Here is a 12143-nt window from a genome sequence, read left to right on the forward strand (position 1 = left end):
CAGCGGAGCTGAGGGCGGCTCGGACCCCCAATGGGGGCACTTGTCTGATATTGCCGCCATCTGGGTCGCAGCGGCGACGCGGCGGCCGGGCCACTGCGTCACCGCTCTTGCTGGGGCGGGAGCCAGGCCGGTGGACATCGCAGCATCTGCTCCCTGGGAAGGAGCCGAACTAGCCGGCGGTGGCGGCGATTGCGGCATCGCGAGCCTCGGCGATCTTTCCGCGGCGGTGAAAGGCGCCATCACCAATGGCGCAGAGCTTGGATGGCCTGGCCAGGCTCCTGTCCGCGGGGCGGACGCGGCCAGGCTTTTGCTGCACCTCGTGCAGCGCAGCGGTCTTGAAGCGCTGCACGGAATTTGCGGTTCGGTTTCAGCGCTAATCTTCGACCGGCGATCGCGCTCCTTGCACGCATGGCGCAGCAACGGATGCGAGCACAGCCTGTTCGTCGCGGCGCCTCCGGGGCTGACGGTCGCCGCCAGCAGGCCGGAATGCATCTTCGCGAACGCATTGGTACCTAAGGAACTCGATTTCGAGGCTGCCGCTGCCTGGGCAGCCCAGGTGCCGACGATCGGCTCGCGCAGCATGTACCAGAGCGTTCGTCGCGTCCGTCCGGGTCAGGTCCTGGCCGTTGCGCCCGGGGTCCAGCCGAAAGAGGTCGCGCGCTGGCGGCCCCGGCGCATCCCGCAGTCATTCCGGTCCCTCCGGGAAGCGGGTGAAGAACTCCATGCGACTATCGGTCGCGCGGTCGCGGACACCATTGGCGAGCGTGACCAAGTTGGCCTCCTTCTCAGTGGCGGACGAGACTCGAGTGCGGTGCTTGCGATGGCATCGGCGCATCTTGCCGAACGGGGACGGGCGCTGCACGCCTTCACCGGCGCGCCGGCCCTTGGCGTGTCGGCACGGGCGATGCCGGGCTGTGTTGCCGACGAGGGCGAGGCGGCGGCCGAGACGGTCGCACGTTTCCCCGATGTCGTGCACCACATCTGCCGGCCGGAGCCCGGAAGCTTCCTGGAAATCCTGCCTAAGATTCATCGCACATCGCTGCAACCGGTCGGCAATCTCGGCAACTGGCCCTGGTACTGGGCCTGCCTCGAGCAGGCGCGCGGTTCCGGTGTCGAGGTGATGCTGTCGGGAGGCATGGGAAATCTGACGATCAGCACCGGATCACGCGAATTCCTCACTGATATCGCCGCCGAACAAGGAATTGCGGCGGCACTACGCTGGTTGCCGAGCTCGGCCGGCAGGCAGGGGACCGCCTGGCTGAACGCCGCGCATGTGCTGCTCCGTCCCCATCTTCCGCGGCGAGCGGTGGAGGCGATCCTCCGTGCCAGTGGCCGCGACCGTCATGTCAGCATGGAAGCCCCCGTCATCCATCCGGACCTCCGCGCCCAAGCGGAGCGCGACTATGCGGACGGCTGGCCGGACCAGTCGTCGCTGACGGCATTCGGATGGCGCCAAGCCATGCTGGCGGAGATGGACAGCGCCGCCAACCTGTCGGCCGCCCTGGTCGGGTTCGACGAGCGCGATCCGACCCGCGATCCGCGCGTCATCCAGCTCATCCTTTCCATGCCGCCGGAATATCTGCTGCCCCGGCCGGACGATCCAAAGCCGCTGTTCACCGAAGCCTTTGGTCGCTCATTGCCGCGTCGCGTGGCGCGCTCGACCATCAGGGGATATCAGGGTGCGGACTGGGATGCCCAATTCCCCGTTGCCGATGTGGAGTCCCGCTTCCGGACCCTGTTCGACCATCCGCTCAACCAGCAGCTTTTCGACCGGAACTTCATTCTTCGTGCCGTTCCGCAGAGACCGACCGACGTTGATGCCTTGAGGACAGGATCGGTCATCGACCTTCATCGCAACCAGTTGCTTGGCGCCCTCGCGGTCGCCGATTGGGTCGCCGTGAACTTCCCCGACGGCTAGTTGCCCGCTAATCCTTGTGCATGCAGCCTTCCGAAACCGAGATCGAGGTCCCGTTCGACGCCGCTCTGTCCGAGCGCTACCTCGTCTATGCCCTGTCGACGATCACCGCCCGTTCGCTTCCGGACGTGCGCGACGGGCTGAAACCGGTGCACCGTCGCCTGCTGTGGGCGATGCGGCTGTTGCGGCTCGATCCGACCGGCGCCTACAAGAAGTCGGCTCGCGTCGTCGGCGACGTCATCGGCAAATACCACCCGCATGGCGACCAGTCGGTCTACGACGCAATGGTCCGCCTCGCGCAGAGCTTCGCCCTTCGCTATCCGCTCGTCGATGGACAGGGCAATTTCGGCAACATCGACGGCGATAATGCCGCCGCCTACCGCTACACCGAAGCCCGGCTGACGGCGATCGCAACCCAGCTAATGGCCGGGCTCGACGAGGGCACGGTCGACTTCAAGCCGACCTACAACGGTGAGGAAGAAGAGCCCGAGGTCTTTCCCGGCCTGTTCCCCAACCTGCTCGCCAATGGCGCGAGCGGCATTGCGGTCGGAATGGCGACCAGCATTCCGCCGCACAATGTCGGCGAGCTGATTGATGCAGCGATGCACCTGATCGACAATCCGGGTGCAGAAACGCGCGACCTGATGGACTTCGTCGCCGGTCCGGATTTCCCGACCGGCGGCCTCGTCGTCGATGCGCGCGAAACCATCCTCGCGGCCTATGAAAGCGGCCGCGGCAGCTTCCGCCTCCGAGCGCGGGCGACGCAGGAGAAGGAAAAGGGCGGCGGCTGGGATCTGGTTGTTACCGAGATTCCTTACGGCGTGCAGAAGGCCAAGCTGATCGAGCAGATCGCCGAGCTGATCGGCAACAAGAAGCTGCCGATCCTCGCCGACGTTCGCGACGAGAGCGCCGAGGATTTGCGTATCGTGCTCGAGCCGCGCAGCCGGACGGTCGATCCGGCGCTGCTGCTGGAGAGCCTATACCGGCTGACCGATCTGGAAATCCGCTTCCCTCTGAACCTCAATGTGCTCGACCAGCATCGCACGCCTGGGGTGATGGGGCTGAAGAGCTGCCTGACGGCCTGGCTGTCGTTCCAGATCGAAGTGCTGCTCAACCGCTCGCGCACGCGGATTGCCAAGATCGAGGACCGGCTGGAGCTGCTCGACGGCTTCCTCATCGCCTATCTGAACCTCGACCGCGTCATCGAGATCATCCGCACCGAGGACGAGCCCAAGGCCGTGATGATGGCCGAGTTCGGCCTTACCGACCGGCAGGCGGAGGCGATCCTCAACATGCGCCTGCGCTCCTTGCGCAAGCTGGAGGAGATGGAGATCGCCAAGGAGCGCAGCTCGCTGGCGAAGGAGCGTGAGGAGCTGCTGGCGCTGGTCGAAAGCCCGCGCAAGCAGCGCAATCGGCTCAAGAAGGACCTCGAGGGCGTCAAGGCGAAGTTCGCCGATGCGCGGCGAACCACCATCGAGGAGAAGCCGCTGGCCGCGCGGGCGGAGATCGACTGGTCGGCGATGATCGAGAAGGAGCCGATCACGGTCATCCTTTCCGCTCGCGGCTGGATACGGGCGATGAAGGGACATCTCGCAGCCGAGGAGTTCGCCACCCTCAAGTTCCGCGAGGGCGATGAGCTGTGGGGACGGCCGATCCATGCGCAGACGACCGACAGGATCCTCATCGCCGGCGAAAATGGCCGAGTCTACACGCTCACCGGTGACAAGCTGCCGGGCGGCCGCGGCTTCGGCGAGCCGGTACGGCTGTCGCTCGACCTGCCCGCAGAGGTGGAAATCGCTGCCATGCTGGTGGTGAAGCCCGCCTCCCGTCTGCTTGCGGCCAGCAGCGATGGGCGCGGCTTCGTGACCAGCGGCGAAGCGGTGCTGGCCGAGACCCGCAAGGGCAAGCAGCTGATGAACCTTCGTCCCGACGCCAAGTTGCAGGTGCTTCGGCTGATTCCGGAAGGCGCGGACGCGGTGGCGGTCATCGGTGACAATCGCAAGCTCCTGGTCTTTAACCTGGCCGAACTGCCCGAAATGGGTCGCGGCTCCGGTATCCAGTTGCAGCGCTACCGCGACGGCGGGCTCGCCGACGTGACGGTGCTCACCATGACCGACGGGCTCAGCTGGAGCATGGGCGGCGACAGCGGGCGTACGCGCAGCGAATCCGACCTCACGCCCTGGCGGGCGATCCGCGGCGCGAGCGGTCGGATGGCGCCGCTTGGCTTTCCCCGCAGCAACAAGTTCCAGGGCGAGTAGGGCCGCTTGGCAGGGGACATACTGACTGCCCTCTGCCGGCGCCGCTCCTGCCGCGCCTTCCTGCCCGACCCCGTGTCACGGCAGGTGATCGAAGCGATACTGGATGCGGCCCGCTGGGCGCCGTCCGGAGGCAATCTGCAGCCCTGGCGCGTGATCGCGGTCACGGGCAGCGAGCGTGACGAGGTCGTCCGAATCGCCGGCGAGGCGCTCTTCTCCGGGGCAAGCGAAGAAGGCGAGCACTTCATCTACCCGCCCGATCTGTGGGAGCCCTATCGAACCCGCCGTTTCGCCAATGCCGAGGCGCTCTATGCTGCGCTTGGCGTTTCGCGGGAGGACAAGGCGGCGCGCTATCGCTGGGTGGCCGAGAACTTCCGCTTCTTCGGCGCGCCGATCGGGCTCTTCTTCATCATCGACCGCCGCATGGGGCACGGCCAATGGGCACAGCTCGGCATGTTCATGCAGTCGGTTGCGCTCGCAGCCGAAGCGGAGGGCCTGGGAACCTGCTTGCAGGAGGCGTGGGCGCGCGTTCGCGAGACTTTGCACGGTCAGCTCGGCCTTGAAGAGCACGAGCTCCTCTATTGCGGCATGGCGCTGGGCTGGCCGGATCCAGGCCATGCCAGCGCGTCGATGGTGCGCGAGCGGGCGGCGCTGGAAGAGATTGCGGAGTTTCGCGGCTTCGGCGACTAGGCGCGGCATGGACATGCCCACACTCGCACAGGTCATTGCCTCACTGGAAGGCGAACCTTTCGGGCTCGACGCCCCGCCAAGCTGGAGCCAGGGGAGAACCCTCTACGGTGGCATGACTGCTGCCCTGGCCTGGGCGGCCGCCGATCGGATCCTGCCTGACCTGCCGCCGCTTCGGTCGGTGCAGGCGGCGTTCGTCGGTCCGGCGTCTGGTCGCCTCACCCTCAAACCCGAGGTGCTGCGGAGGGGCAAGTCGGCGACCACGGTGGGCGTGGACGTCCGCGGCGATGCGGGCCTTGCCGCGCGTCTGACCTTCTTCTGCGGCAGCCCTCGCGAGAGCAAGGTGGCGCACGAGCGGATTGCCCCGCCGCAAGCACCGGCGCCGGGCGATCTGCCGAAAGTGCTCGGGTCAGGGCAGGGGCCGACTTTCGCCGCCAATTACGACATCCGGCACGTCTCCGGCGGGCTGCCATTCGCCGGCGGGGAGCCGGAATTCGTCATGTGGGCACGGCTCGCGGCGCATGAGGGAGCGGATGCGCTCGTATCGCTCATCGCTCTCGCCGACGTCCTGCCGCCGGCGTCCATGCCGGTCTTCCCCGAATTCGGACTCATCAGCACCCTTAGCTGGAGCTTCGACCTTGACGCCCTGCCGAGCAATGCAGGCGCCTGGTACCTGTGCCGGGCCGCCGCCGAGAGCACCGCCGACGGCTATTCCCGCCAGTCGATGGACGTGTGGGACGAGCGCGGTCGCCGCCTGCTTGCCGGCAGGCAGACCGTCGCCATCTTCGTGTAACGGCAGTTTCGTTGCTTCGCGGGCAGGGGGCTTCTATGGCGATGCCGATCCTGTTCTCCTCTTTTTAAAGGCACCCAGCCCATGGCTCGCCGCCGCCAGATCTACGAAGGCAAGGCCAAGATTCTCTACGAGGGTCCGGAGCCAGGCACCCTGATCCAGTACTTCAAGGACGACGCGACGGCCTTCAACGCGCAGAAGCGCGGCACGATCAGTGGCAAGGGCGTCATCAACAACCGCATCTCCGAGCATATCTTCACCTCGCTCGCGACGATCGGCGTCCCGACTCACTTCATCCGCCGCGTCAACATGCGCGAGCAGCTGATCCGGCAGTGCGAAATCGTGCCGATCGAGGTGGTGGTGCGGAACGTCGCCGCCGGGTCGCTCTCGAAGCGCCTCGGAATCGAGGAAGGGACTCAGCTTCCCCGCACCATCATCGAATATTACCTCAAGGACGATGCGCTCGGCGATCCGATGGTCGCCGACGAGCACATCGCTTGCTTCGGGTGGGCCACGCAGGACGAGATGAACGACATCGCCGACATGGCGATCCGCGTGAACGACTTCATGGCCGGCCTGTTCGCGGCCATCGGGATACGCCTGGTCGACTTCAAGCTCGAGTTCGGCCGGGTCTGGGAGAATGATTACAGCCGCATCATCCTCGCCGACGAGATCAGCCCCGACGGCTGCCGTCTGTGGGATATGCGGTCGGGCGAGAAGCTCGACAAGGACCGCTTCCGTCAGAACCTCGGCGGCGAGGCCGAAGCCTATCAGGAGGTCGCGCGCCGCCTCGGTCTGCTCGAAGGCCAGGAGGGCGAGAATGCCGTCCTTGATTTCGACAGTCATCGCAAGAAACGCGGGCGCTGAACGGAAGTTGAGTGCGGCCTTGTAATTGCCACATGCCTGAACGCGCATTCATATTAGAACAGCGCTAGATGAACGAACTGACAGGGTTGATGCTCTTCTAGGCTCAACTCACTCCGTTTGTCGAAGAATGGAGGCGTTTGTTCGCCTGCTCCCTTGGCATCGTCGAGTGGCACAACCAAGTGCCGCTGCGAACAGCAACGTGACGTTGCCGTTCCAACGAAACCAGGAGAATATCAGTGAACAAGCTTCTCGCGCTGACCGCCGTCGCCACGGCCGCTTTGGCTGCCACCCCGGCGCTCGCGCAGGCACCGCAGGGCCCGCGTGTCGAGGGTCTCGTCGGGTATGACGCCGTTCGCGTCGACCTGTCGGACGTCGGCATCGACGACAAGTTCAAGGACGAGGGCGTCCTCTACGGTGTCGGCGTCGGCTACGACTTTGCGCTCGGCAATGGCGTTTCGCTCGGCGCCGATCTCGAGGCCAGCGACTCGACCGCCAAGGAAAGCAACATCGGCGGCACGCTGAAGGCCAAGCGCGACCTTTACGCCGGTGGCCGCGTCAGCTTCCCGCTCGGCGCCGATGGCAGCAACGTCTACGTCAAGGGTGGCTACACCAATGCCCGCTTCTCGGCGAGTGACGGCACCATCTCGGCCACCGACAATGTCGACGGCTATCGTCTCGGCGGCGGTGCCCAGTTCGCTGTCCGCGGCAAGGCCTATGTCGGCGGCGAGTATCGCTACAGCAACTACGAGGGCGGTCTCGAGCGTCACCAGCTCGCGGCGACCATCGGTACCCGCTTCTAAGCGGACCGGCCTTCGGGTCCAGGGGAAGGGGCGTCCGGCTGGTCCGGGCGCCCCTTTTCCCTGTTCAGGCCTTCTGTGCTAATGTGGTCACTTCGAAGCTTGGGAGGGCGGCCATGGAAGAAGAAAGCCGCATCTATTTCGCGCGGCGTGCAGCCGAGGAGCAGGAACGGGCCGAGAAGGCGCGCGACCCCGTCGCGGCGAGGGTCCACCGCCAACTCCAGCGCGTCTATGTCGAACGGGCAAGCGTCGGCGAGCGCTGGATCGACCGCGACATGGTCGGCTAGCCGCCAAGCAGCCGCAGGCGCGCCTGCTCGATGGCCGAGGCCCTTGCCCGCCGCCGTTCCTCATCAAGGGCCGGATAGCCCGCTGCGGCTTCTGTCCTCAGCGCATTGGCGAAGCGGTCGGTCCGAAGATCGGCGAGAATGGCGCGCATCCGGCTGCGCACACCCTCATCGACCATCTGCCTCGATCCCTGCATCGCGCCGAGTTCGGCGGTGTTGCTGATGGCCTCGCGCATGCCGGCGATGCCCTTCTGCTCGACGAGGTCGGCGAGCAGCTTCAGCTCCGAGACGCACTCGAGATAGGCGAGGCCGGTGTCAATTCCCGCCTCGACCAACGTCTCGAAGCCCATTTCGAGAATGGCCGGGACCGAACCCCAAACGACCGCCGCCTCGTTGAACAGGTCGGACAGGGTCTCCTGTTCGAAGGTCGAGCGGAGGACTCCCGCGTCCGGCCTGCCGCATCCGAGCGCCCGCGCCAGCGCCAATGCCATCGGCCAGGCGTTGCCGGTCGAGTCCCGCCACACTGCCGCGAGGCCCACCATCCCCTTGCTCTCGGTATAGAGCCGGCGCAGCGCCGCTCCCGGACCCTTGGGTGCGACCATGATGACGTCGAGATCGTCGCGCGGGGCGATCAGGCCGTAGTGGATGCAGAGGCCATGCGCGAAGCCGATTGCGGCGCCCGGGCGGATCGCTGCCTCGACTCCTCGGTAGATGCTCGGAAGTTGCTCGTCCGGGGCGAGGAAGAGGATGAGGTCCGCCCCGCTGACCGCCTCCTCTGGAGGCCGCACGACTAGGCCCTCGGCCTCTGCCAGAGCCATGCTGGCGCTTCCAGGCCGTAGTCCCACGCGAACCGCGATGCCGCTATCCCTGAGGTTGAGCGCCTGGGCACAACCCTGGTTGCCGAAGCCGATGACGGCGACAGCCCGACCCGTCAGAGGGCCGGGATCGAGATCGAGGTCGTGGAGCATCCCGCTTCCTTGGCGGCGTCGAGGAGCGGCGGCAAGGCGGAGGCGAGATCCCCGCCCGCAAGGCTCACCGGCTGGAGATCACCGAGGCGCTGGTTGCGGAACCAGGTGCGCTGGCGCTTGGCATATTGGCGGGTGGCGAGCTGCCCGGCCGCGATCGCCTGATCACGTGATGATTGCCCCTCGAGGAAGCCGGCAAGCTCCGGCACCCCGATCGCGCGCATGACGGGAAGGGCCGGGTCGAGCTTGCGGGCGATCAGCGCTGCGACCTCCCGCAATGCGCCGTCCTCGATCATGGCGAGGAAGCGCCGGTCGATCCGCTCGCCGGCGAGGGCGTCGTCGCCGAGCAGGAGCGCTCCGATCAGTGCGACGTCGTTCCTGATGCCGCCAGCGGGTGCGTCCTGCCACCGTCTCAGCGGAACGCCGGTCGACAGCACGACCTCGAGCGCACGGGCGACGCGCTGAGTGTCGTTCGGGTGGAGCCGGGCCGCGGCTTCAGGATCGAGCATGCCGAGCCGCCGATGATTGTCGCCGACACTCGCCGCGCGAACTTGCGCGCGGACATCGTTGCACACCGTCGGCACGTCGGCGATCCCGTCGAGCAGGGTCCGCAGATAGAGGCCCGTGCCGCCGACCAGGATCGGAAGCTGTCCTCGGCCGTGAACCTCGGCGATGACCGCCCTGGCGTCCGCTGCCCAGTCCGCCGCGCTGCAGGCGCTCGCCCCGTCGCGGTGCCCGAAGAGGCGATGCTCGATCCCCACCATCTCCGCGTCGCTCGGACGAGCGGTGAGGATGCGAAGATCGGCATAGACCTGCGCACTGTCGGCGTTGACGATCACGCCGTTCGTGCGTTGTGCCAGCGCAACGGCAAGCGCCGACTTGCCGCTCGCGGTCGGTCCTGCGATGACGCACAGAGGAGGAGCGCCCTTGTTCATTGCCACACTGATAGCAGCAGGACGGCTGAGAGACGACGATCTTGCCCGCGCAAGTGAGATCGCGGGCGGCGGCGAGCTACGGTGGATTGATGCCGGCGATGCAGCCGACCTTCTCCTTGGTCCGGTGGACGACTGGCGGGACCTTCGCGACCGCCTTGAGGCAGGACTGCCCGGCGTCGACGTCATCGTCCAGCCCGCCGAAGAGCGCGAGAAGCGCCTGTTCGTTGCCGACATGGATTCGACCATGGTCGGCCAGGAATGTATCGACGAATTGGCCGACTTCGCCGGCAAGAAGGCGGAGATTGCCGCTGTTACGGAGCGCGCCATGCAGGGTGAGCTCGACTTTGCCGAAGCGCTGCATCACCGCGTCGCGGCGCTCAACGGGTTGGGCGTCGGCTGCATCGAGCGCTGCCGGACCGAGCGGGTGACTCCCAATGCCGGCGCCAGGACGCTGGTCCGCACCATGCGCGCCCGTGGCGCCAAGACCTTGCTCGTCACCGGCGGCTTCCACGACTTCGCCGATCCGCTGGCGTCTGAATTAGGTTTCGTTGAGGTCCGCGCCAATTACCTCGAGAGCATCTTCGGTCATCTGACGGGACGGGTGGCCGGCGAGATCGTCGATGCGGCCGCCAAGGCACGCGCGCTGATCGAGCTACGCGAAGAGCTGAAGCTCCCGAAGGCGGCCGTGCTGGCGGTCGGAGATGGGGCCAACGACGCGCCGATGATCGAGGAAGCGGGCCTCGGCGTTGCCTATCGCGGCAAGCCAAAGCTCGACGCCGTGGCCGACGCGCGCCTTCGCAACAATGACCTCACAGCCCTGTTGTGGGCGCAGGGTATTCCGAAGGCGGAGTGGCTCGAGGATTGAATCGGGGGCGTGCGTGTCAGCGCGCCGGCACCGGGAAGCAGGGCTGCGGCTTCAGCGCCGCACAAGCCGCAGAGGCGGCGGCGCGGGTGGCATAGGGGCCGACCTGCAGCCTCGTCATCGTTCCCGACGGCACCAGGTTGATGCCCGCGCCGCCGAGCCGGGGCGAAAGACTGGCGTAGAGCTTCTGTGCGGCCGCTCGGTCGCGAAAGGCGCCGAGCTGGATTCGGAAGGCGCCCGCGCTGGCCTTGGACGTGGGAGTCATCAAGCTCGGCGCGACGGCGGGAGTGGGTACCGGCCTGGGCAATGATGAAGCGGCCTTTGACTTCGAAGGCTGCCTGACCGCCTCCGCCACCTTGGGCGGGGCAGGGGAGGCACTCGCCACCATCTGCTGGGCAAGGATGACGCCCTTCCTGCGTTCCTCCAGAGGGATGATCTGGTCCATCTCGCTCAAGGTCGCCTGCGCCGGGGCGAGGCCCTGCGCCGCGGCCCGGCTGACCATGGCATAGGCACGCACGCGATCCTCCGGCACGCCGTCACCGTTGAAGAGGGCGGTGCCGAACACCAGCATGGCGCGCGGTTCGCCTGCGTCGGCCGCCTCGCGCAGCCAGCGCATCGCCCCGCTTCGATTGCCGTTCTGGAAGAGAAGCAGGCCAAGGCTGGTCTTGGCTTCCAGATGGCCGGCCCGCGCCGCCTGCTCGTAATAGCGCTGGGCCGTGACGAGGTCGGCCGGCACGCCGCGCCCGAGCTTGTAGGCCTGCCCGAGGTTATAAGCGGCATCCGCCTGGCCGCGCGCAGCGAGCGGCTTCCAGATGGCGACCGCCTGTTCGGGCTTGCCGGCCGCCCAGGCATCGATGCCCGCGCGCACGTTCTGCGCCGCCGCCGGAGCCGCGGCGATCGCCGCCAACGCCAAGAGCCCAAAAAAACGCATGCACCCCTCCCGCTTCGCCTTGCAGTCTAGAACAGCGTCGCGGCTCCGTTAACCTGATTTTAGGCCGCCGCCTGCATTCCCATCCGTAGTTGACAAATTGCACCTTACCCGAGGGGATCGGAATGCGCGTTCTGGCTTTGGCATCGCAGAAGGGGGGGTCGGGCAAGACGACTCTCTCCGGCCATCTCGCGGTGCAGGCACAACTGGCGGGAGCCGGCCCGGTCTGTCTGATCGACATCGACCCGCAGGGGTCGCTCGCCGACTGGTGGAACGAGCGCGAGACGGAGATGCCCGCCTTCGCGCAGACGACGGTCGCTCGCCTCGCCAGCGACCTTGAAGTGCTCCGCCAGCAGGGCTTCCGCCTTGCGGTGATCGACACGCCGCCGGCCATCACCATGGCCATCCAGAGCGTGATCGCGGTCGCCGAGCTGATCGTCATTCCGACCCGCCCGAGCCCGCATGACCTTCGCGCCGTCGGCGCCACGGTCGATCTTTGCGAGCGCGCCGGAAAGCCGCTCATCTTCGTCGTCAACGCGGCGACTCCGAAGGCCAAGATCACCTACGAGGCGGCGGTCGCCCTTTCGCAGCATGGCACGGTGGCCCCGGTCACCCTTCATCATCGCACCGATTTCGCGGCGTCGATGATCGACGGACGGACCGTGATGGAGGTCGATCCCAAGGGCAAGTCGGCCGCTGAAGTGGTCGAGCTGTGGGAATATATCTCCGATCGGCTCGAGAAGAATTTTCGCCGGACCGTGTTCGCGGCGCCGGGTGCGGCACCGGGCGTCGGTGCCGTCAGTCCGCGTCCCGTCGGTGGCTTCGGCCGCCGCGTGGTCGGCTAAAGGGGCGTATTTC

At 66.8% G+C, this 12143-nt stretch carries 13 protein-coding genes; 9 read left to right on the plus strand and 4 right to left on the minus strand.

Annotation, left to right across the window (positions count from 1 at the left end; translation table 11 throughout):
- Positions 1 to 169 precede the first annotated feature (169 nt).
- Positions 170 to 349 (minus strand): hypothetical protein, encoded by a 180-nt coding sequence (locus JOY29_RS00775; RefSeq protein WP_300974297.1) that lies wholly within the window; start codon positions 347 to 349, stop codon positions 170 to 172.
- A gap of 51 nt (positions 350 to 400) precedes the next feature.
- On the opposite strand from JOY29_RS00775, the gene JOY29_RS00780 reads away from it, so the two are divergent.
- The 7 genes from JOY29_RS00780 to JOY29_RS00810 all read left to right on the plus strand — a co-directional run bounded on the left by JOY29_RS00780 (position 401) and on the right by JOY29_RS00810 (position 7598).
- On the plus strand, positions 401 to 1918 hold the full coding sequence (locus JOY29_RS00780; protein WP_300974298.1) for an asparagine synthase C-terminal domain-containing protein: 1518 nt from the start codon (positions 401 to 403) through the stop codon (positions 1916 to 1918).
- 20 nt (positions 1919 to 1938) lie between these two features.
- Complete coding sequence (parC, locus tag JOY29_RS00785) at positions 1939 to 4173, plus strand: DNA topoisomerase IV subunit A (RefSeq protein WP_300974299.1); 2235 nt, start codon at positions 1939 to 1941, stop codon at positions 4171 to 4173.
- 6 nt (positions 4174 to 4179) lie between these two features.
- Positions 4180 to 4860 carry a nitroreductase gene (locus JOY29_RS00790; RefSeq protein ID WP_300974300.1) on the plus strand — a complete coding sequence of 227 codons (681 nt, stop codon included), beginning with the start codon at positions 4180 to 4182 and terminating at the stop codon, positions 4858 to 4860.
- Positions 4861 to 4867: 7 nt separating this feature from the next.
- A complete protein-coding gene (locus JOY29_RS00795; protein ID WP_300974301.1) occupies positions 4868 to 5650 on the plus strand; it encodes a thioesterase family protein in 783 nt (260 codons plus the stop codon).
- A gap of 81 nt (positions 5651 to 5731) precedes the next feature.
- Positions 5732 to 6514: a phosphoribosylaminoimidazolesuccinocarboxamide synthase gene (gene purC / locus JOY29_RS00800; protein ID WP_300974302.1), complete on the plus strand. Its 783-nt coding sequence runs from the start codon at positions 5732 to 5734 to the stop codon at positions 6512 to 6514.
- A gap of 236 nt (positions 6515 to 6750) precedes the next feature.
- Positions 6751 to 7314, plus strand: coding sequence for an outer membrane protein (locus JOY29_RS00805; RefSeq protein WP_300974303.1), 564 nt, complete (start codon positions 6751 to 6753; stop codon positions 7312 to 7314).
- Positions 7315 to 7427: 113 nt separating this feature from the next.
- Positions 7428 to 7598 (plus strand): hypothetical protein, encoded by a 171-nt coding sequence (locus tag JOY29_RS00810; RefSeq protein ID WP_300974304.1) that lies wholly within the window; start codon positions 7428 to 7430, stop codon positions 7596 to 7598.
- Here the strand turns inward: JOY29_RS00810 and ilvC are convergent.
- Positions 7595 to 8563: a ketol-acid reductoisomerase gene (gene ilvC / locus JOY29_RS00815; RefSeq protein ID WP_300974305.1), complete on the minus strand. Its 969-nt coding sequence runs from the start codon at positions 8561 to 8563 to the stop codon at positions 7595 to 7597. The genes JOY29_RS00810 and ilvC overlap by 4 nt on opposite strands.
- A complete protein-coding gene (gene miaA / locus JOY29_RS00820; protein ID WP_300974306.1) occupies positions 8527 to 9495 on the minus strand; it encodes a tRNA (adenosine(37)-N6)-dimethylallyltransferase MiaA in 969 nt (322 codons plus the stop codon). Before miaA ends, ilvC begins: the two co-directional genes overlap by 37 nt.
- On the opposite strand from miaA, the gene serB reads away from it, so the two are divergent.
- Positions 9488 to 10360: a phosphoserine phosphatase SerB gene (serB, locus tag JOY29_RS00825; RefSeq protein WP_300974307.1), complete on the plus strand. Its 873-nt coding sequence runs from the start codon at positions 9488 to 9490 to the stop codon at positions 10358 to 10360. The two genes, miaA and serB, sit on opposite strands and share 8 nt — an antisense overlap.
- A 16-nt stretch (positions 10361 to 10376) precedes the next feature.
- On the opposite strand, the gene JOY29_RS00830 is transcribed toward serB, so the two are convergent.
- A complete protein-coding gene (locus JOY29_RS00830; RefSeq protein ID WP_300974308.1) occupies positions 10377 to 11288 on the minus strand; it encodes an SPOR domain-containing protein in 912 nt (303 codons plus the stop codon).
- Between the two features lie 122 nt (positions 11289 to 11410).
- Between JOY29_RS00830 and JOY29_RS00835 the strand changes: the two genes are divergently transcribed.
- Positions 11411 to 12130, plus strand: coding sequence for a ParA family protein (locus JOY29_RS00835; RefSeq protein ID WP_300974309.1), 720 nt, complete (start codon positions 11411 to 11413; stop codon positions 12128 to 12130).
- The last annotated feature ends 13 nt before the right edge of the window (positions 12131 to 12143 follow it).

The sequence above is a fragment of the Sphingomonas sp. LHG3406-1 genome (genome assembly GCF_029637485.1).
Lineage (GTDB): Bacteria > Pseudomonadota > Alphaproteobacteria > Sphingomonadales > Sphingomonadaceae > Sphingomicrobium.